Source organism: Streptomyces sp. NPDC055632 (assembly GCF_053618675.1).
This window is the reverse complement of the sequence record NZ_JBSHHY010000040.1, coordinates 17,865-36,494: the sequence shown is the minus strand read 5'-3', so window position 1 is coordinate 36,494 and position 18,630 is coordinate 17,865. Positions and strand designations below refer to the sequence as shown.

At 68.9% G+C, this 18,630-nt stretch carries 21 protein-coding genes; 12 read left to right on the top strand and 9 right to left on the bottom strand.

The genetic code is table 11. The features are described from left to right. Positions 1–159: 159 nt before the first annotated feature. Positions 160–1,536: a ricin-type beta-trefoil lectin domain protein gene (locus ACWGSR_RS32730; RefSeq protein ID WP_453572133.1), complete on the bottom strand. Its 1,377-nt coding sequence runs from the start codon at positions 1,534–1,536 to the stop codon at positions 160–162. A 359-nt stretch (positions 1,537–1,895) separates the two neighbouring features. Here ACWGSR_RS32730 and ACWGSR_RS32725 point away from each other — a divergent pair, with 359 nt between their 5' ends. From ACWGSR_RS32725 to ACWGSR_RS32680, 10 genes are all read left to right on the top strand, one after another. Beyond that, positions 1,896–2,870, top strand: a complete 975-nt coding sequence (locus ACWGSR_RS32725) for a LacI family DNA-binding transcriptional regulator (protein WP_453572131.1) — start codon at positions 1,896–1,898, stop codon at positions 2,868–2,870. A gap of 236 nt (positions 2,871–3,106) precedes the next feature. Next, positions 3,107–3,979: a DUF4394 domain-containing protein gene (locus ACWGSR_RS32720; protein WP_453572163.1), complete on the top strand. Its 873-nt coding sequence runs from the start codon at positions 3,107–3,109 to the stop codon at positions 3,977–3,979. 513 nt (positions 3,980–4,492) lie between these two features. Next, positions 4,493–5,140, top strand: a complete 648-nt coding sequence (locus ACWGSR_RS32715) for a hypothetical protein (protein WP_453572129.1) — start codon at positions 4,493–4,495, stop codon at positions 5,138–5,140. Between the two features lie 179 nt (positions 5,141–5,319). Next, the gene (locus ACWGSR_RS32710) at positions 5,320–5,919 is read left to right on the top strand and encodes a class F sortase (protein WP_453572126.1); all 600 of its coding nucleotides are present in this window, start codon (positions 5,320–5,322) and stop codon (positions 5,917–5,919) included. A 529-nt stretch (positions 5,920–6,448) separates the two neighbouring features. Then, complete coding sequence (locus tag ACWGSR_RS32705; protein ID WP_453572123.1) at positions 6,449–6,937, top strand: VOC family protein; 489 nt, start codon at positions 6,449–6,451, stop codon at positions 6,935–6,937. Positions 6,938–7,143: 206 nt separating this feature from the next. Further along, positions 7,144–7,563, top strand: coding sequence for a GlcG/HbpS family heme-binding protein (locus tag ACWGSR_RS32700; protein WP_453572120.1), 420 nt, complete (start codon positions 7,144–7,146; stop codon positions 7,561–7,563). Next, positions 7,560–7,922, top strand: coding sequence for a nuclear transport factor 2 family protein (locus tag ACWGSR_RS32695; protein ID WP_453572118.1), 363 nt, complete (start codon positions 7,560–7,562; stop codon positions 7,920–7,922). The genes ACWGSR_RS32700 and ACWGSR_RS32695 overlap by 4 nt, the downstream gene beginning before the upstream one ends. A 2-nt stretch (positions 7,923–7,924) precedes the next feature. Then, positions 7,925–8,755: an aldo/keto reductase gene (locus ACWGSR_RS32690; RefSeq protein ID WP_453572160.1), complete on the top strand. Its 831-nt coding sequence runs from the start codon at positions 7,925–7,927 to the stop codon at positions 8,753–8,755. Between the two features lie 517 nt (positions 8,756–9,272). After that, positions 9,273–10,283, top strand: a complete 1,011-nt coding sequence (locus tag ACWGSR_RS32685) for an aldo/keto reductase (protein WP_453572115.1) — start codon at positions 9,273–9,275, stop codon at positions 10,281–10,283. Positions 10,284–10,334: 51 nt separating this feature from the next. Next, complete coding sequence (locus ACWGSR_RS32680) at positions 10,335–10,754, top strand: SRPBCC family protein (protein ID WP_453572112.1); 420 nt, start codon at positions 10,335–10,337, stop codon at positions 10,752–10,754. A 69-nt stretch (positions 10,755–10,823) separates the two neighbouring features. Here the strand turns inward: ACWGSR_RS32680 and ACWGSR_RS32675 are convergent, their stop codons facing one another. Further along, on the bottom strand, positions 10,824–11,312 hold the full coding sequence (locus ACWGSR_RS32675; protein WP_453572109.1) for a VOC family protein: 489 nt from the start codon (positions 11,310–11,312) through the stop codon (positions 10,824–10,826). Positions 11,313–11,447: 135 nt separating this feature from the next. On the opposite strand from ACWGSR_RS32675, the gene ACWGSR_RS32670 reads away from it, so the two are divergent. Next, positions 11,448–12,617 (top strand): low temperature requirement protein A, encoded by a 1,170-nt coding sequence (locus tag ACWGSR_RS32670; RefSeq protein WP_453572106.1) that lies wholly within the window; start codon positions 11,448–11,450, stop codon positions 12,615–12,617. 86 nt (positions 12,618–12,703) lie between these two features. Here ACWGSR_RS32670 and ACWGSR_RS32665 read toward each other — a convergent pair whose 3' ends face one another. From ACWGSR_RS32665 to ACWGSR_RS32640, 6 genes are all read right to left on the bottom strand, one after another. Beyond that, positions 12,704–12,895, bottom strand: a complete 192-nt coding sequence (locus ACWGSR_RS32665) for a transposase (RefSeq protein ID WP_453572103.1) — start codon at positions 12,893–12,895, stop codon at positions 12,704–12,706. 267 nt (positions 12,896–13,162) lie between these two features. Next, complete coding sequence (locus tag ACWGSR_RS32660) at positions 13,163–14,194, bottom strand: TIGR03571 family LLM class oxidoreductase (protein ID WP_453572100.1); 1,032 nt, start codon at positions 14,192–14,194, stop codon at positions 13,163–13,165. A 171-nt stretch (positions 14,195–14,365) separates the two neighbouring features. Then, on the bottom strand, positions 14,366–15,199 hold the full coding sequence (locus ACWGSR_RS32655; RefSeq protein ID WP_453572097.1) for an aldo/keto reductase: 834 nt from the start codon (positions 15,197–15,199) through the stop codon (positions 14,366–14,368). A gap of 15 nt (positions 15,200–15,214) precedes the next feature. After that, positions 15,215–15,574: a nuclear transport factor 2 family protein gene (locus tag ACWGSR_RS32650; RefSeq protein ID WP_453572094.1), complete on the bottom strand. Its 360-nt coding sequence runs from the start codon at positions 15,572–15,574 to the stop codon at positions 15,215–15,217. Next, positions 15,571–16,023: a GlcG/HbpS family heme-binding protein gene (locus ACWGSR_RS32645; protein WP_453572091.1), complete on the bottom strand. Its 453-nt coding sequence runs from the start codon at positions 16,021–16,023 to the stop codon at positions 15,571–15,573. The genes ACWGSR_RS32650 and ACWGSR_RS32645 overlap by 4 nt, the downstream gene beginning before the upstream one ends. 49 nt (positions 16,024–16,072) lie before the next feature. After that, positions 16,073–17,281 (bottom strand): MFS transporter, encoded by a 1,209-nt coding sequence (locus ACWGSR_RS32640; protein WP_453572088.1) that lies wholly within the window; start codon positions 17,279–17,281, stop codon positions 16,073–16,075. 147 nt (positions 17,282–17,428) lie between these two features. On the opposite strand from ACWGSR_RS32640, the gene ACWGSR_RS32635 reads away from it, so the two are divergent. Next, positions 17,429–17,902, top strand: coding sequence for a MarR family winged helix-turn-helix transcriptional regulator (locus tag ACWGSR_RS32635; RefSeq protein ID WP_453572085.1), 474 nt, complete (start codon positions 17,429–17,431; stop codon positions 17,900–17,902). A 135-nt stretch (positions 17,903–18,037) separates the two neighbouring features. Here ACWGSR_RS32635 and ACWGSR_RS32630 read toward each other — a convergent pair whose 3' ends face one another. Next, positions 18,038–18,526, bottom strand: coding sequence for a nuclear transport factor 2 family protein (locus ACWGSR_RS32630; protein ID WP_453572082.1), 489 nt, complete (start codon positions 18,524–18,526; stop codon positions 18,038–18,040). Positions 18,527–18,630: the final 104 nt, after the last annotated feature.

Below are 18,630 nucleotides of genomic sequence, written 5' to 3'. Positions count from 1 at the left end.
CGGGTGGTTGCAGGGCAGTGGCGCCACAGACGGGCCGGCCCCCGGGGATGTGCCCGGCAGGGGCGTGGGCATCGCAACCGACGGTGCATGGGAGCTGGTGCCGTGCGGCGGCGGAGCGATTGCCGCCGCACGGTGTTCGGTTACCGGCCGTGGCGCGGGTCAGCCGTTGTAGGCGGCGAGGATCTTGGTGAAGTCCCAGGGCTGCTGGGCGATGCCGGAGCAGGTGTCGGCGCCGCCGCCGGTGCACGGCCGGTCCCGGTTGACGGACCAGAAGGTCAGCCGGGCCAGGTGGCGCTGCTGGGCGTAGGCGAGGATGGTGCGGAAGTCGTTCTGGGTGATGGTCTCGCCGACGTCGGTGACGCCGTTCATCGAGGAGATACCGGTGTGCCGGTAGGCCTGGTCGTCGCTGTAGCCGTAGGCGTTCTTGACGGCGCTCTTCAGGCCCTCGGCCGCCCGGACGGTCAGAGTGCCCATGTTCTGGCCGTTGCCGCCGAAGTTGAACGGCATGATGGTCCAGCTGTCGACCGTGAGGCCGGCCGCCGCAGCGCGGTTGATCAGGCTGGTGTCGGGACCGTTCTGGCCGGTGCCGAAGGTGATGTAGACCTTCAGGCCGGAGTTATTGGCCTTGATGATCTTCAGGGCGTCGACGGTGCGCTGCTGGACGGTGGGGCTGTCGTAGGCGGCGGCTTCGATGTCGATGTCGATGGCCTTGAGCCCGTAGGCGTTGATGACCTTCTGGTATGCGCTGGCCAGCTCGCCGGCGCTGGAGCAGGAGCTTTCCAGCTTGTTGCCGCTCCAGCCGCCGAAGGAGGGGATGACGTCGCCGCCGGCCGCGCGGACGGTGTTGACCGTCTGCTGGTCGACGCCGCCGGTCAGGGGGCGGTTGCCGTCCCACTGGGGGTTGCAGTAGCCGTTGCTGAGGACGAAGGCGAGGGTGAACCACTTGACGCCGGTGGCGTTCATGACCGTGGTCGGGCTCGGCGGGCTGCCCCAGCCGTTGTACAGGTACGGGGCGACCGCCATGTTCCCGCCGGGCACCGGGCCGGTTCCGCCGGGCGCGGGCGCGGTCCACTTCTGGTTGGCGGCGCCCGTACAGGTCCAGATCTGCAGCCGGGTGCCATTCGCGGAGCTGTTGCCGGTGGCGTCCAGGCACTTGTCGGCCTGCGGGTTGACGATGTCGCGGGCGGCGTTGACGGTCCAGCGCTGGGCGGCGGAACCGTTGCAGTCCCAGAGCTGCACGGTCGTCCCGTTCGCGGTCCCGCCCGAGGTGACGTCCAGGCACTTGCCCAGGGCTTTGATCGTGCCGTCGGCCCCGACGTCCCAGCTCTGGGCGGCGCTGTTGTTGCAGTCGTAGAGCTGGATGGGAGTGCCGTTGGCCGGGTTGGCGCCGGCGACATCGACGCACTTGCCGCCGATCCCGGTGATCCGGCCGACGGCGGCCTCGGCGGGAGCTCCGGAGGCGAGCGTGAGGCTGCCGGCGGCCAGGGAGAGCGCGGCCAGGGTCAGCGGCACGCGACTGGTCGTGCGGGAATGCATGGGGGGTCCTCTCGACAGGCGGACGGGCTCGTCGGCGGGGTGTGAACGCAAAAATCACGCAAGGTGGGGCGCCGAAACAGAAGCCGGCCGTGACGTGGTGGGGATGGTGCTCCCGAAACCGATGAGCCGAAGTGGGTGAATGACGCCTTGTGTTCTGAGCCGGGAACCTAGAGGTCTGAACCAGACACGTCAAGACCATGACTTCGGCTCTTGAACGCACAACTGCCTTTTAACGCTTGCCCTTTGCCGCTTCGCTGATTGTGGTGTGAAGTCTTGACGAGCCACGCGAAGGGCTGTTGACTCTCGCCAGCGTCCCGGAACCGGTTCCGGCAAGGATGCCCGCCGAGGGAGGCTCACCGGTGTCTGTCACGATTTCCGACGTCGCACGTGCAGCCGGCGTCAGCAAGAGCACGGTGTCCCGTGTTCTCAACACCCGGGGCGAGGTCGATGCCGACACGGCTCTGCGTGTTCGGGAAGTGATCGCGGGACTCGGGTATGTCCCGCGGTCGGGCGCGGTCCATCTTGCACGGGGCAGAAGCCACACACTCGGCATGCTCATCCCGTCCCTGACGTGGCCCTGGATGGGTGAGGTGCTGCAGGGCGTCGCCGACAAGGCGGCAGCAGCCGGATACAGTCTGCTGCTGTTCACCTCGGCCGGGGACCAGCCCTCGATGGCCCACTTCACGACTCAGGTAGCGGCCCGGGCGTTCGACGGCCTGCTGGTGATCGTGCCGGACGGCGGCCTGGGTCCCGTCATCGAGATGCAGCAGGGCGGCATGCCCGTAGTCCTCATCGACGACCACGGACATCACCGTCCCCGCCTCCCTTCGGTCGCGACCACCAACCGCGCCGGCGGACAGTCCGCGGCCGCACACCTTCACACCCTGGGCCGCAGCCGACCGCTGGTCATCACTGGCCCCGCTCGCTTCGGCTGCGTCCGCGAGCGTCTGGAAGGCTTCGCCGGCACACTGCCGCCCACGCTGGTCTGCGAGGGCGAGTTCACCTGGGAAACGGGGCGCAGGGCCGTCGAACAGGCCCTGGCCCGCAGCCAGGACTTCGACGCGATATTCGCCCACAACGACCTCATCGCGGCCGGAGCGATGAGCGCGCTGCGCGCTGCGGGCCGCACCGTTCCCGGCGATGTCGCCGTCATCGGCTTCGACGATCTGCCCATGGCCCGGCACACCGAACCAGCCCTCACCACCGTGCGGCAGCCCATGCGGGCCATGGGCTCCACCGCCGCGGGACTGCTTCTCTCCCGGCTCAACGGCGCCCCCCTACCCGACGAACCCCACACTCTGCCCACCGAACTCGTCATACGCGACTCCGCCTGAACGCAGAACCAGACCGAGGACTTCATGAGGCAATCCACTCTGAAGCTGTCAGGTCTGTTACTGGCTGGTTCCAGCCGCGTTTGGTCTGTACGCGGGCGTGGCGGTAGGACTTTTGCGGGCTGTCCGAGGGGTGGTGGGCCCCGGCGCCGATCCTTGGCGCACGGAGCGTCGAAGGATCTGCGGACTCGCCTCACCAAGGGGGCGGGCCGTGGATCGATCGGAGTGCTCTGGTGCGTATTCGACTCGCCCCGACCGCTGTCGCCGCTGCGGTGACCGCTTCCCTGCTCTCTCCCGTCCTGGCGTCGGCGAAGGCCGGGGGCGGTGACCCGTTCGCGCCGCAGGGCCGGGCCGCGCACCACGCTCTGATCAGCGTGGGACTGACCTCCGACCAGCGCCTGGTCGGTTTCGACGTCTCCGACCCGGCCGGCACCTGGTCGCTGGGCAAGGTCACCGGCCTCAAAGGCGACGGCAAACTGGTGGGGATCGACTTCCGCGTCCAGAACGGCAAGCTCTACGGCGTCGGCGACAAGGGCGGCATCTACACCCTCGACGACAAGGCCGCGGCGGTGAAAGTCTCACAGCTGACCGTCGCGCTGAAGGGCAGGTACTTCGGGGTCGACTTCAACCCGGCCGCCAACCGGCTGCGGGTGATCAGCGACGCCGGCCAGAACCTGCGCCACAACATCGACGATGTGGCCGCCCCCAGGACCACGACCGTCGACGGCACGCTCACCAACCCCACCACGCCGCCCTCGACGGCCCTGGGCGTGACCGGGGCGGCGTACACCAACAACGACCTCGACGCGGCCACTGCGACCACGCTGTTCGACATCGACACCACCAACGACCGTGTCTCGCTGCAGTCCCCGGCCAACGCCGGCACACTCGCCCCCATCGGCAGCCTCGGCGTCAACGCCGGTTCCTGGGCCGGGTTCGACATCTACTACAAGCCCTCCAACGGGACCAACCGCGGCTTCGCGGCCCTGATGACCGGCGGCAAGCAGCGCTTCTACCAGGTCAACGTCCTCAACGGCCGCGCCGACCTCGTCGGCGCCTTCCCCGCCGACCGTCAGGTCGTCGACATCGCCCTCCCGCTCAACCAGCACTGACCGCTGCAGACGCCGGGGGCGGGCTGACCCCACCGCTCCCGGCACACCCCACACGCGGACGTCGGACGACGGCTGGCAGAACACGTGCGTACCCGGTCTCGAGGTACGCCGCGAGCCCGGGGCGCTTGAGACACGGCTCCTGGGCTGGCAGGGGATGCTGCCGCCTTCCCTGCTCTGCTGCCTCCAGGACACACCACCGGCGCACCTACCGCGGAGCGTCCCGACAGTCCGCGGCATCGAGCCGGCACGGTGAAAGACAGCGCCCGGACAACACGCACACGAGTGGCCTTGCCAGGCAGCCGTCCCCGCCCGCCGCCGTCACGGTGAGGCGGTGCGACGGCGCCGTCGCAAGGCATTGCTGTCGCCCTTTCGGCTCCCCAGGGCCATGCCGGTCTCCCGGATGCACTACCTCAAGTGGCAAGGGGACAAGGAGCGGCTGACGGTGAGCCATGCCGCTGCGTGTGAGAAGCCGACAACAGGTCAGCCGGCGCAGCGTACGGAAGGAAACCATCGATGCGCTCTGCCCGCATTCTCTTCGCCGCCACCGCCACCGCCACCGCCCTGGCGATCACCACACCCGGCGCGTACGCGCTCACCACCGGCGATGACTGGTCCAAGGACGAGACCGCCCACAGCCAGAAGCGCGACCACGACAAGCCGCACGGCGGCATGCACACCGGCTCCGGCGCCCTGTCCCTCCCCGGCGGCGACGACTGGTCCAAGGACGAGCAGAACAAGAAGGACCACGAGAAGGACGAGCACGACAAGAAGGACCACGGCAAGCCCCAGGGCGGCATGCACACCGGCGGCGGCGCGCTCACCGCGACGAGCGGCGACGACTGGTCCAAGGACCACGACAAGGGCGAGAAGCACGAGAAGGACCACGGCAAGCCCCAGGGCGGTATGCACACCGGTGGCGGCGCACTCACCATGGTGAACGCGGATGACTGGTCCAAGCCGGAGACCGAGCCCAAGCCGGAGACGAAGGACCACGAGAAGGACTGGGACAAGGAGCACGACAAGCCCCAGGGCGGCATGCACACCGGCGGCGGTGGCCTCGCAAGCGCTGGCACGAACGTGACCGGTGCGGTGGTGCTGGCCGGCGGAGTGGCCGCGTTCGTCCTCTACCGCCGCAAGAAGGCCTCAGGCGCCACCGCGTGAGGCCCGGCCAGGACGCGCGAGCCGCCTTCTCGCACGACGGCTCGCGCGTCCCGGCCCACACGCTCCTGCTCCGCCTGCGACCTGGCTCGCGCATTCGAAAGGTGCCTGTGGTGAAGACCCGGCCAGAACCCACCAGCGCGAAAGAAACCCGGCGTACTGCTCGGTGGGCCGCCCCGACCGTGTTCTGGACACTGGTGCTGGCCGTGCTCCTGGCCGTCTTCGGCCCGCGCATGTTCCCGCACGATGCGACCGTACCGTCCAGCCCCACAGCCTCCTCCACGGCCGAACAGGCTCCGGCGGCCGCACCCCAGCCCGCCATGCCGAGGTCGGCTCCCGTACGCCTGAGGATTCCCAAGATCGGTGTGGACGCGCCGTTCACCGATCTGCAGATCGGACCCTCCGGCGCCCTGGAGGCGCCTCCGGCCGGTGACACCAACCTGGTCGGCTGGCACGCCTCGGGCACTTCCCCTGGGCAACAGGGCACCGCGTTGATCGCCGGCCACCTCGACACCGCCACCGCCCCGGCCGTCTTCGCCCGCCTCAGCGAACTCAAGGCTGGGGACACCTTCGAGGTCGCGCGCGCCGACGGCACCACCGCCGTCTTTCTCGTCGACTCCGTCGAAAGCTTCCACAAGAGCGACTTCCCCGACCGGCGCGTCTATGACGACACCCCCGACGCCCTCGCACGCCTGATCACCTGTGCGGGCGCCTACGACCGCACAGTGAAGGATTACACCGAGAACCTCGTCGTCTTCGCCCACCTCGACACCACCGCCTGAACCCGCCCCCGGCGCCGACCCGTCTATCGATCGCGGCAGCTCACTACTCTGCAGCCGTCTTCAAAGCACACACAACCCTCCCGAGACGAATCACCCTTTCAGGCCGGCCCAAGGGGCTCGGTCGAACAGGTAGCCCCACCACCCCGGCTCACATCTCGATGGGGCCGATGCCCAGGGGCTCGGTGGTGGGCTGCTCGAAACCCCCTGGACCTGACGGCGCCGCCGAAGAGGACTCGAGCAGGCAGGCAGCCCCGGCCGGTGCCGGGGAGCAGCCCGACGGGCCGCAGGTCGCCCGTCTCGGCGGCATACCAGAGTTTGCAGACCCGGCTGCCGCTCAGAGCCAACTGGGTCGGCGGCCCGGGCGCGTAGCAGCCGATATGTCAGCGCTCTGCTGAAATGATCGAGGTGCCGTCCCGTGACATGACTTTGGCGCACGTTGATGATCCACAGTGAGGCAAGTTGCGAGTGGTGAAGTTGCCGGAAGAATGGAACCCTAGCGGCCGCACTGGCCGGAAGGAGACGGTTCTCCATGGCTTCCGCCGACACCTCGATGGATCTCACCCGGGCCGCTCATGTCGGGATCTCGGTCTCCGACCTGGATGCCTCGATCGCGTTCTACACGGCCTTGACCGGACGGGAACCCGCCGCGCAGGGAACCATGAACAGTGTCGCCTTCGGCCGCTCCCAGGGGCTCGCCGATGCGAACCTGCGGTACGCGACGATCAACATCGACGGCCTTGGCATCGACCTCATCGAGTTCCAGGATCCGGCGGGCGAGCGGACGAACGGGGCGGCGAACCGTCCCGGTTCCATGCACCTGTGCTTCAAGGTCGACGACTTCGACGCGGTGTACCGGCGGATGAAGGAAGCCGGGTACGGCTTCCTGGGCGACGACTACACCTTCCTCGCCGGAGAGGTCACCCCGGACGCGGCCCTGGGCACCAAGGTCGCCTACTTCAACGACCCCGACGGCACCAACCTGGAGATCATCGAACCCAAGGGCGGCTTCGCCAACTAGGACCTGTCCAGGTGCCCACGTGCGGCATGCCCTGGTGTTTTTGACACAGCGGGAGCGGAGCTGGGTATGTCCCGGCTCCGCTACGCACTGGTCGTGCGCGCTTTCCGACCAGGCTGGAGCGTTGCCGTCCTGAAGCGCAGTACCTCCGTACGCCGTACTACGCGTCCTTGCCGCCGCCTCCGCCTGCCATGTGAAGGAGAAGCGTCATGGCTGCCGCTGTCACCCCGCTAGCAACCACTGAGGCCGAGAGGCTGGTCAGTGCCGCTTACCGCGCCGCCCAAGCAGCCGGGATCGTCGTCAGTGTCACCGTTCTTGATGCCGGCGGGCACCTGCTCGCCTTCCGCCGCGACGACCGGGCTATTTTGATCTCAGGCGAGACCAGCACCCGCAAGGCCTATACCGCCTTCCAGATGGATGCTCCCACCGCTGACCTGGTCGACCTGGTCAAGCCCGAAGGTCCTTTCCACACTTTGCCCACCGCCCTCGGCCAGCCGTTGCTGTTCGTTCCCGGCGGCATCCCGATCCACCGTGACGGCAGGCTGATCGGCGCGATCGGTGTCGGTGGCGGCACCCCTGAGCAGGACCACGGTTTTGCCGCCGCCGCGCTTGAGGAGTTCTCCCGGTGACACGCACTCCGCAGGAGGTCTTCGCCGATCACGGCAAGCTTCTTGGCACCGGTGACCTCGACCTGATCAGCCTGAACTACACCGAGGACGCGGCCTTCCTCACTCCCGAAGGCACCCTGGTCGGCCGCGAAGGCGTGGAGGAAGGCATCGGCCGCCTCCTGGCCGACCTGCCGGACGCCGAGTGGCAGCTCGCCCCCCAGTTCGCCGGAAACGTGCTGGTTCTTCAGTGGACGGCTACCAGCGCCACCAGCGAGGTACTCGACGGCGTGGACACCTTCGTCTTCGAAGACGGTCTCATCAGTGCCCAGACCGTCCACTACACCCTCACTCCGCGCGCCGAGCTCGAGAAAGACCCGTGACCATGACACCTGCAGCCGTCTCTGCCGTCACACTCAACAACGGCGTCGCGATTCCCCAGCTCGGCTTCGGCGTCTTTCAGGTTTCTGACCAGGAGACCGCCACCGCTGTCACCACCGCGACCGAGGCTGGCTACCGCAGCATCGACACCGCCGCGATCTACGGTAACGAGACCGGTGTCGGCCGCGCACTGGCCGCCTCCGGGCTCCCTCGTGAAGAGCTGTTCATCACCACCAAACTGTGCAACGCCGACCAGAGTTACGATGCAGCGCTACGCGCCTTCGACACCAGCCTCGCCAACCTGAGCCTCGACTATGTCGACCTCTACCTGATTCACTGGCCGGCCCCGGCCCGTGACCTGTACCGCGATTCCTGGCGCGCTCTGGAACGTCTCGCCGCCGAGGGACGCGTTCGCGCGGTCGGCGTCTCCAACTTCCAGCCCGGCCATTTGATGCGGCTGATGGCGGGCGCGACACTGACCCCAGCCGTCAACCAGATCGAACTCCACCCCGGGCTGCAGCAGGCCGAACTGCGGGCGTTCCACACCGAGCACCGAATCGCCACCGAGGCGTGGAGTCCGCTCGCCCAAGGGGCGGACCTCGGCGATCGCGTCATAGGCGACCTGGCTGTCCGGTATGGCAAATCCCCCGCCCAGGTCGTTCTGCGCTGGCACCTGCAGTTGGGCAACATCGTCGTTCCTCAATCGGTCTCACCGGCCCGGATCCGAGAGAACCTCGACATCTTCGACTTCACCCTCACCGGTCAGCAGATGAGGCAGTGGGCCGTCCTCGACCGCGGTCTGCGCACCGGACCGAACCCCGATGAACTCAACTGAGTTTTTCTCATCGTGGGCTATGTGTGGTCTTCTAAGCGCCGCTGACCTGGGGTGACGTACGGATCTTTAACCTTGCAGGCCAGGATGCGAGAAGCGCATTCTTCGCCTCTGAGGGGTTCCGTTCCGGATGAATCGCCGCAGGCCGTCCGGCACGGAGCCCCTTTCTGTTTCCCGAAAGGCCCACCCGTCTCGCCATCCCTGCGTCCCACATCTGCCCGCGGCCCCCTCCCGCGCCGGCCGGAACCGAAACCTCCTCCTTGCCGATCTTGAGCCTCTGGCCCCACGGATCGCCCGGTGCGACGGCCGGTGATGAGCGGCAGCGACTTGCGCGAGGGGTGTCGCGCAAGTTCACGGAGACGGGCTGCCGCTCCTGTGCGCTTCGGCGCTGTCGGTCGGCGGCATCCTCTTGCATTAGCGAGCGTGTGCAAGTATTGTCTAAGCGTGTAAATAGTGCACGCAAGTAAATGTGGCACTCGTACACGTGATCAATACCCCGCATCCCGCAGAGGCACTTTCCATGTCGCTCAAGAACCTCCTTCCCGGCCGTCTCGGCTTCGGCACCGCCCCGCTCGGCAACATGTTCCGCGCGATCCCCGACGAGGAGGCCGCCGCCACCGTCGAGGCCGCCTGGGACCACGGCATCCGCTTCTACGACACCGCCCCCTTCTACGGCGCCGGCCTCGCCGAGGAGCGCCTGGGCCAGGTCCTCGCCGGCAAGCCGCGCGACGAGTACGTCCTGTCTACCAAGGTCGGCCGCGTCATCCTCGACGAGCACGAGACCGACGTCCCGGACTTCGGCGAGAAGGGCGGCCTGTTCGAGCACGGCAACCCGAACAAGATCCTCCACGAGTGGACCGCCGACGCCACCGAGCGCTCCATCGAGGGCAGCCTCAAGCGCCTGGGCACCGACCGCCTCGACATCGTCTGGGTCCACGACATCGCCCAGGACTTCCACGGCGACGCCTGGCTCGGCAAGTTCGAGGAGGCCCGCACCGGCGCCTTCCGCGTCCTGTCCCGCCTGCGCGACGAGGGCGTCATCAAGGCCTGGGGCCTCGGCGTCAACAAGGCCGAGCCCATCGAGCTGACTCTCGCCCTCGACGAGCCGCGGCCCGACGGCTTCCTCCTCGCCGGCCGCTACACCCTCCTCGACCACGAGCACGCCCTGACCCGCCTGCTTCCCATGGCCCAGGAACAGAACGTCGACATGGTCATCGGGGGCCCCTACAGCTCCGGCATCCTCGCCGGCGGCACCCACTTCGAGTACCAGCAGGCCCCCGCCGAGATCATCGAGCGCGTCGGGGAGCTGAAGGCCCTGGCCGACAAGCACGGCATCTCCATCAAGGCCGCCGCCCTGCAGTTCTCCCTCGCCCACCCGGCCTCCGCCGCCGTCATCCCCGGCGCCACCCGGCCCAGCCGCATCGCCGAAGACACCGCGGCCCTGAACGAGGCCGTCCCGGCCGCGTTCTGGACCGACCTGCGCGCCGCCGGCCTGGTCAGCCCGGCCGCCCCGCTCCCGAACAACGCCTGACCTCCATCCCTCCCACACCCCGCCCTCACGCGCAGCGCCAGGAGCACCGCCATGGCTTCCACGTCCGTCTCCCGCGTCGTTCCCGCCTCCCCCCAGCAGGTCTGGAACCTGATCGGCGGCTTCAATGCCCTCCCGGACTGGCTCCCCTACATCCCCGAGAGCACCGCCCTCGAAGGCGGCCGGGTCCGCCGCCTGACCAACTCCGACGGCGACATCATCATCGAGCGCCTGATCGGCTTCGACGAGGCTGGGCGCCACTACAGCTACGCCATCCTCGAAGCGCCGTTCCCCGTCGGCGGCTACATCTCCACCCTGCGCGTCCATGCCGTTCCCGGCCGTGACGACCTCGCCGAGGTGCAGTGGTCCGGCCGCTTCAGCCCCGACGGTGTCACCGATGCCGAGGCGGAGGGCCTCTTCGCGGGCATCTACCGCGACGGCCTGGACGCCCTCCATCAGGCACTTGCCGCCTGAGCCGCGCATCGTCGCACGGCCCGGACACGCCTTGTGCGCGTCCGGGCCGCGGCTGTCTGGTGCGAGTTCTTAGTTGGCGAAGCCGCCCTTGGGTTCGATGATCTCCAGGTTGGTGCCGTCGGGGTCGTTGAAGTAGGCGACCTTGGTGCCCAGGGCCGCGTCCGGGGTGACCTCTCCGGCAAGGAAGGTGTAGTCGTCGCCCAGGAAGCCGTACCCGGCTTCCTTCATCCGCCGGTACACCGCGTCGAAGTCGTCGACCTTGAAGCACAGGTGCATGGAACCGGGACGGTTCGCCGCCCCGTTCGTCCGCTCGCCCGCCGGATCCTGGAACTCGATGAGGTCGATGCCAAGGCCGTCGATGTTGATCGTCGCGTACCGCAGGTTCGCATCGGCGAGCCCCTGGGAGCGGCCGAAGGCGACACTGTTCATGGTTCCCTGCGCGGCGGGTTCCCGTCCGGTCAAGGCCGTGTAGAACGCGATCGAGGCATCCAGGTCGGAGACCGAGATCCCGACATGAGCGGCCCGGGTGAGATCCATCGAGGTGCCGGCGGAAGCCATGGAGCATCCCTTCGCCCAGCCCGCAGAGGGCGGCAGTGAACAGTTCTTCCCTGAGGTTCTTATTGCGCGCCTTGTCGTTTCGGCGGATCGTAAACCTATGTCGAGCCACACCGAGTCCGTGGCAGGCGGGCCGGCATGAGCAGCGCGTCATTCGCACTCCCGCGCCGGAACGTCTCCCCGCTGGAGCTGTTCTTCGACCTCGTCTTCGTCTTCGCGGTCGGCCAGCTCGCCGAGCACCTGCATGCCGAACTGTCCTGGCGCGGGGCCGCCGAGACCGCGGTGATGCTGGTGGCGGTACTCAGCACCTGGGCGCTGACCAGCTTCGACGCCACATTCCTGGACGTGGACAAGCCCCGGACCCGGCGACTGATCCTTGCGGTAATGGGCCTGGGCCTGTTCATGAACGCCCAGATCCCGCACGCCTTCGCGGAGCGGCCATGGGCGTTCGCGGTCCCGCTGGTGGCCATCCTGCTCCTGACCGACATCGTGGCCGCGGTGAGCGCCCCCTCACCGGTCCTGCGCCACCACTATTGGCGTGCGACAGCATGGGCTGCCGTCTCGGTACCCCTGTGGCTTATCGGCGCGGCCATGGACCACGGACCACGGCTGGCCTGGTGGGGGGCTGCGGCGGCGGTCGACCTGACCGGCGTATGGCTGGCGCACCCTCTGCCCCGCACCGTCCTGGCGTCCCAGAACCTCTCCTTCGACGCTGCCCACATGGTCGAACGCGTGCGCCTGTTCCTCACCCTGCAGCTGGGCGAGACCGTACTGACGATCGGCGCGGCTATCTCCGCCGCCCCGGTCACCGTGGCCACGGTGACCGGGGCACTGGGCGTATTCGTGGCCCTGGTGTGTTTGTGGGGCACATACTTCGGCGGCGGCGAGGAGATTGTGTCCCAGTATGTCGAGGCCACGGACGACCCTCTGCAGCCTGTCCGACGCGCGGTGAACGGCAAGTACGGCACCCTGGCCGGACTCGTCGCCCTGGCTGTCGGTGCCGAACTGGTGATCAGCCACCCCACCGGCCACGGCAGCCTCACTCTAGGCCTCCTGCTGTTCGGCGGTCCTGTCGTGTATCTGCTCACCCAGGCGTGGTGGTATTACGTCACGACCGGCCGCGCCTGGGGCGCCCGGCTCCTGGCCTGTCTCGCCTGTGCCGCAGCATGCGCCGCGGCCGTCCACCTGCCGCCTCTGGTCTCGGTACTGATCCTCGATGTCATCCTCGTCACGCTCGTCCTGGTACTGAAAGACGTGCACCATCGCGTCCTCGCCGCGATGACCGACCCGAGCAGCCCCCGCTCCTGACCCACCTCACCTCATGCGGAAGCCATGTCACAACGAGTTGGGGCGTGATAGCGGGTGAGGCGTGCTGGTCCGTCGAAGGGCCCGGCTCAGGCATGAGCGGTGCGGTCGGAGGCGAGGCAGACGATGGCACGGTAGGTGTCGGCCGGGCGGTCGCGGCGGTGGGCCCAGTGGAGCACTTGCTTCCAGCGTTTGCGATCGGCGAGGACGTGTCCGACCGCGATGCGGTCGCAGAAGTGCCCGTAGCGGCTGCGTTCCCACTGTTCGACTCTGCCTGGCAACGCTGCCGGGCGGGGTTTTCTGGTGGTGTGATCGCTCGCTCGCGATGGTCGCGGCGCAGACCGAGGCAGCCGTCGTCCAGGAGAACCCCGACGTCGGAGAAGTACTGGAAGCAGACGGCGATGCCCTCACCGCGGGCGGCCGTGGCCTCGTGCATGCGTCCAGGCCGCGGGGCATCGGTCCACAATGTGCGAACCCGCCAGTGAGCCTCTTTCATCTCGCGAGGGCTTGTTGGGTCATGTCTCGTTGTCCGCATGCGTGAGCGGCGGTCAGTCGGCGGCCGTGATCTTGGCTGCGGGGGAGGGAAACTGCGGAAGCGTCGTCTCGGCGAGTTCCTGGAGGACTTCGTCCACCGGGCGGTTGCCGGGGCGCAGGTTGAAGGAGACGTGAGCGACGCCGAGTTCGCCCATCGCGCGCAGATGCTCCACCAGTGCCTGGCTGCCGGTGCGCAGGCCGAGGCGGATGGCGCTCGCCGGGGTGGCGGGGTCCTCGGTGAGGTCCAGCTGCATGGGTGTGAGGTACGGCTTCGGTGCCTTGGCCATCAGTGCCTGCCACTCCCGCGTTTTGAGCCTCAACGCTCCGAGCGGACGGGGGTAGTTGAGGGACGCGTCCGCGTTCTCGGCGATCCACTCGGCAGACTGCTGGGCATGCCCGGCGATCGCGATGGGCACGCAGTGGCCGGTCGGCTTGGGCAGGACGTCGAGGCGGCGGGCGGCGTCGAGGCCGAGGTCTGGCAGGCTCATGCCCTCGTTTCCGGTGCGTGCGGCCCAGGCGGCGCGCAGCGTCTGCACCCCGGTACGGAACGTGGCACCGCGTGCGTGGAAGTCCTTGCCGAACAGCGGGTACTCGACCGGCCTGTCGCCGCTGGCCAGGCCCAGGACGAAGCGCCCGCCGGAGAGGACATCGACGGTCGCGGCGGCTTTGGCCACGAGCAGTGGCTGCCGCAGCGGAAGAACGACGGCCGCGGTGCCGAGGACGGCGCGCTCGGTGATGGCGGCGAGGTGGCCGAGGTGCGTGAACGTCTCGAATACGGAACCGGCGTCGCCGAACTGCTCGGGGTCGTACAGCGGCACGTCCCGTACCCACAGGCCCGCGAAGCCCTGCTGGTCGGCAAGCCGGGCGAGGTCGGTGTGGCGGGTCAGGTCGGCGACGCCGAAGGGGCGGCCGGCGCTGGACGGGTCGGTGCGCAGGGTGCGGATCCGGGTGCTGCCCCAGTCGTTGTCGAGGGGCAGTTCGAGGCCCAGGGTCGGCAGGCCCGTGGGGCTCATGAGCCGGTCGAGGGCGGTGGGTGGGTGGTGCATCGCAGGCACGGCTTTCGGGGTTCGGTTTGTCGGGAGTGCGGTGGGGGGCGGCGGGCGTTCGGGGTGCGCGCCGGGGGTCCATGAGCGCGCTTGCGCGGGCGGGATTTGCCATCCCGCCCGCGCGAGGCGGGGCAACCCGTCAGGGGCGGTTCAGCCGCCGTCCCTGCTGGGTCAGTTGAGCTGGTCCGGGTGGGGGCCGGTGCGCAGGTCGCGGTCGAGGCCGGCGACGGCGGTCATCTCATCGTCGGTGAGGGTGAAGTCGAAGACGTCGAGGTTCTGCCGGATGCGCTCGGGCGTCACCGACTTGGGGATGACGATGTTGCCCAGCTGGAGGTGCCAGCGCAGGACGACCTGGGCCGGGGACTTGCCGTGGCGCGCGGCGATCGTGGTGATCGCCTCGTCGCCCAGGACGGCGCCCTGGGCGAGCGGGCTCCACGCCTCGGTGGCGATGCCCAGCTCGGCGTGCACGGCGCGCAGTTCGCTCTGCTGCAGGCCCGGGTGCAGCTCGACCTGGTTGACGGCCGGGACGAGCTCGGCGCCGTCGATGAGCCGCTTCAGGTGGTCGGGCTGGAAGTTGGAGACGCCCGCGGTGCGGACCCGGCCCTCGGATACGAGCTTCTCGATGGCCTTCCAGCTCTCCTTGTACAGGTCACGGGCCGGGGTGGGCCAGTGGATCAGGTACATGTCGACGTACTTAAGGCCCAGCTTGGCCAGGCTGGCGTCGAAGGCGCGGAGCGTGGCGTCATAGCCCTGGTCGGCGTTCCACAGCTTTGTGGTGACGAACAGGTCCTCGCGGGCGATCCCGGAGGCCGCGAGGGCCTTGCCGACGCCGGTCTCGTTGCCGTAGACGGCGGCGGTGTCGATGGAGCGGTAGCCGGCCTCCAGGGCGGAGGCGACGGCGGTGGTGGTCTCCTGGTCGGGGACCTGGAAGACGCCGAAGCCGAGCTGCGGGATCTCGACGCCGTTGTTGAGGGTGACGGTGGGGATGGTGCTGTTCGGTGCCATGGTGCGGATGACCTTTCAGGCGGTGGTGCGGGTCGTACGGGGGGTCAGGGTGTAGCGGACGGTCTGGGCGCTGATGAGTCCGTCGCGGAAGACGAACGTGTCGACGCCGTCGGTGACCTGGTGGGTGTCGGTGGCGGCGCTCCACTGCAGGAACAGCACGTCACCGGCGAACTGCGGGGTCAGCTGCCAGTCGGCGTCCGGCAGGTCGGCGAGCAGCCTGCCGATGCCCCGCCGTACTCCCTCACGTCCCGTGAGCGTGCCCTCGGGCGTGAGGAAGACGGCGTCCTCGGCGTAGTTCCGGCTGATCATCTCCAGGTCGCCGGTGCCGAGCCGGTTGCCGTGGTCGGCGAAGACTTCCTGCGGCGTGCGGCTCACCGGGCGGGCTCGGTCTGCTCGGCCAGCTCGGTGAGCGCGGCGGTGGCGAAGCCGTGGTCCTGCTCGGGGGCGCCGCCGCCGACGCCGATCGCGCCGATCAGCCGGCCGTCGCGGTGGACGGGTACGCCGCCCGCGATGAAGAGCAGCGGCTTGTCGAGCGCGGTGGGCAGGGAGTGGAACGGTCCGTCGGGTTTGACCAGGTCGACCAGGTCGGCGGTGGGCGCGTTCAGCTGCAGGGCGGTGTATGCCTTGCGGGTGCTGCTCTCGCCGGAGATCAGGACGGCTTGGTCGTCGCGGCGGAAGGCGAGCAGGTTGCCGCCGGCATCGAGGACGGTGGCGCTGACCGTGACTCCGGCGGCCTCGGCGGCGCGCCGGGCGGAGTCGATCAAAAGTTCGGCATCCTGTGTGGTCAGCGGGGTGGTCGGGGCCGGTGCGATGGTCGTGCTCATGCGGGGTTCCTTCTCGGAGGGATGTCCCGGGGGGCTCGGGGACAAGGGGTCAGATGGTCGCGGCGGCGGGTTCGGCCGCCGTTTTGGCCTCGGCGGCGGCGCGGCCCGCGCTGTGGGTACGCCGGTCCAGGCGGGCCGCGAGGAAGGCAAGCAGCAGCGCCGTGCCGGAAAGGATCGCGCCGACCCAGTTCGGGGCGGTGAAGCCGAGGCCTGCGGCGATGACGACACCGCCGAGCCAGGCGGCGAGGGCGTTGCCGAGGTTGAAGGCGCCGATGTTGGCGGCGGAGGCGAGGGTCGGGGCGGCGGAGGCCTGGTCGAGTACCCACTTCTGCAGCGGCGGCACGGTCGCGAAGCCCAGGGCGCCGATCAGGGAGAGGGTGATCGCGGCGAGGACCTTGCTGTGCGCGGTGACGGTGAACACAAGCAGGGCGGCGGTGAGGGCCGCGAGCGCGGTGAAGAGCATCGGCATCAGGGCGCGGTCGGCGAACTTGCCGCCGAGCAGGTTGCCCAGGAACATGCCCACGCCGAACAGGACGAGCAGCCAGGTCACCGCACTCTCGGTGTAGCCGGCGACCTCGGTCATCATCGGCGTGATGTAGGTGATCGCGGCGAACACACCGCCGTATCCGAGGACGGTCATCGCCATCGCGAGCCAGACCTGGACGTTACGGAAGGCGGCGAACTCGCCGCGGACACTCACCGACTGCGGGCGGCCGGTCTCGGGGACGAGCTTGGCCACACCGAGGAGGCCGACGACGCCGAGGGCTGCGACGAGTCCGAAGGTGACGCGCCAGCCGGCGGCCTGGCCGATGTACGTGCCGCCGGGGACGCCGACGATGTTGGCCACGGTCAGGCCCATGAACATCAGGGAGATCGCGGAGGCTTTCTTCTGCGGGGCGACGAGGTCGGCGGCGACGACGGAGCCGATGCCGAAGAACGCGCCGTGTGCGAGGGAAGCGACGATCCGGCCGGTCAGCATGAGGCCGAAGCTGGGGGCAGCGGCGGAGAGTGCGTTGCCGGCGATGAACAGGCCCATGAGGAACATGAGCATTTTCTTGCGGGATACCCGGGTGCCGAGCACGGTCAGCAGCGGGGCGCCGATCACGACGCCGAGCGCGTAGCCGGAAACCAGCCAGCCTGCCGTCGGGATGGTGACACCGAAGTCTCCTGCGACCTGGGGCAGCACCCCCATGATCACGAATTCGGTCGTGCCGATCCCGAAGGCCCCGATGGCAAGGGCCAGGAGCGCGAGTGGCATGGGGAAGCACCTTCCAGATGATTGCATGCGGCGGTTACGTCGAACGACGATAATTGCAAGCGCTGGGTAATGCAAGCAGGGTTAACCCTTACATGCATTAACCGTCGTGTGCAACTATTAAGGGGATGGTTCGACGAAGGAGCCCCGATGACCGCCACCTCCCCCGCACTCACCGCCCTGGCCCACGGCTGGTGCGCTCTGTCCCTGCTGCACGGCCGGATCGAGTCCCACCTGGAGCGCGCCCTCCAGAGCGGACACGGACTGAGTGTGCGTGAGTACTCCCTGCTCGACGTGCTCAGCCGCCAGCACGACGCACAGGGCGGCCACCTGCAGATGAAGCAGGTCGCCGACGCCGTCGTCCTCAGTCAGAGCGCCACCACCCGCCTGGTCACCCGCCTCGAGGACCGCGGCCTGCTCATGCGCTACCTGTGCCCCACCGACCGCCGCGGCATCTACACCAACGTCTCCGAGCAGGGCCTGAAGCTCCTCGAAGAGGCACGCCCCACCAACGAGGCCGCACTGCGCGAAGCCCTCGCCAAAGCCGCCGAGGACCCGCGGCTTGCTCCCCTGGTCCGCACGATCGAGGCCACCCGCACGCCGACGGTGGTGGCAGCGGCATGAAGGCCATCACGGTGCGGCTGCCTATCGGTCTGGCCCCGCGCTCGCGCGGGGCCAGACCGATAGGCAGCCGCTTCAGCGCCCGGAGGTGCCGCTGAAGCCTGCGCTTCCATGCTGACTGTCAGAGGTGTGCCGACCTCAGCCGGCGGCCGGGGCCCAGTTGGCGGGCAGTCCGGACTGGGCCAGGACCTCGGCGAGGTTGTAGAAGTCCTGGTCGGCGGTGATCTGGTGACCATTGGTGTCCAGCAGGGTGGCCAGGGGCACTGAGAAGGACTTCGGCGCACCCTTGATGTGTCCGGCGTACACCGCCTGGATCGTTATGCAGTGCCCGCCGTCGCGCCAGGCGGCCTGCACGGTCACGTGGACGTCTTCGATCATCGCGTCAGTGCGCGCCTTCCACCCGGAGATCTGCTCACGGCCGGTCATGGTGGCCCCGATCGCGTGATCGGTGTACGTGCCGTCGGTGGTGAACAGCGCGCCGAGCGCGGTGGGGTCGGTGCCGTTCCAGGCGGCGCTCCAGGACCTGACGCTCTTGGGCAGGTGATCGGTGGACGGCTGCGCGGCCTGCGCAGTGCCGGTGGAGCCGATGAGGACGGCAGCAGCCGCGACGGTGGTCACGACGGCCATACGGATCTTCGTGGTGTTGTGTTCCTTTTCGGTAGCTGTTTGGTGCCGGCGGCGCCGGTCGGGCCGGTGCCTTGGCTGTCGGGGGCGGCGCGGCAGTTGCGTGC

Coding starts and splice junctions, on each gene's coding strand:
- ACWGSR_RS32630 (WP_453572082.1), bottom strand. CDS start 18,526: ATGGCCGTCGTGACCACCGTCGCGGCTGCTGCCGTCCTCATCGGCTCC.
- ACWGSR_RS32700 (WP_453572120.1), top strand. CDS start 7,144: ATGGCTGCCGCTGTCACCCCGCTAGCAACCACTGAGGCCGAGAGGCTG.
- ACWGSR_RS32705 (WP_453572123.1), top strand. CDS start 6,449: ATGGCTTCCGCCGACACCTCGATGGATCTCACCCGGGCCGCTCATGTC.
- ACWGSR_RS32680 (WP_453572112.1), top strand. CDS start 10,335: ATGGCTTCCACGTCCGTCTCCCGCGTCGTTCCCGCCTCCCCCCAGCAG.
- ACWGSR_RS32640 (WP_453572088.1), bottom strand. CDS start 17,281: ATGCCACTCGCGCTCCTGGCCCTTGCCATCGGGGCCTTCGGGATCGGC.
- ACWGSR_RS32715 (WP_453572129.1), top strand. CDS start 4,493: ATGCGCTCTGCCCGCATTCTCTTCGCCGCCACCGCCACCGCCACCGCC.
- ACWGSR_RS32645 (WP_453572091.1), bottom strand. CDS start 16,023: ATGAGCACGACCATCGCACCGGCCCCGACCACCCCGCTGACCACACAG.
- ACWGSR_RS32690 (WP_453572160.1), top strand. CDS start 7,925: ATGACACCTGCAGCCGTCTCTGCCGTCACACTCAACAACGGCGTCGCG.
- ACWGSR_RS32675 (WP_453572109.1), bottom strand. CDS start 11,312: ATGGCTTCCGCCGGCACCTCGATGGATCTCACCCGGGCCGCTCATGTC.
- ACWGSR_RS32660 (WP_453572100.1), bottom strand. CDS start 14,194: ATGCACCACCCACCCACCGCCCTCGACCGGCTCATGAGCCCCACGGGC.
- ACWGSR_RS32655 (WP_453572097.1), bottom strand. CDS start 15,199: ATGGCACCGAACAGCACCATCCCCACCGTCACCCTCAACAACGGCGTC.
- ACWGSR_RS32685 (WP_453572115.1), top strand. CDS start 9,273: ATGTCGCTCAAGAACCTCCTTCCCGGCCGTCTCGGCTTCGGCACCGCC.
- ACWGSR_RS32730 (WP_453572133.1), bottom strand. CDS start 1,536: ATGCATTCCCGCACGACCAGTCGCGTGCCGCTGACCCTGGCCGCGCTC.
- ACWGSR_RS32670 (WP_453572106.1), top strand. CDS start 11,448: ATGAGCAGCGCGTCATTCGCACTCCCGCGCCGGAACGTCTCCCCGCTG.
- ACWGSR_RS32635 (WP_453572085.1), top strand. CDS start 17,429: ATGACCGCCACCTCCCCCGCACTCACCGCCCTGGCCCACGGCTGGTGC.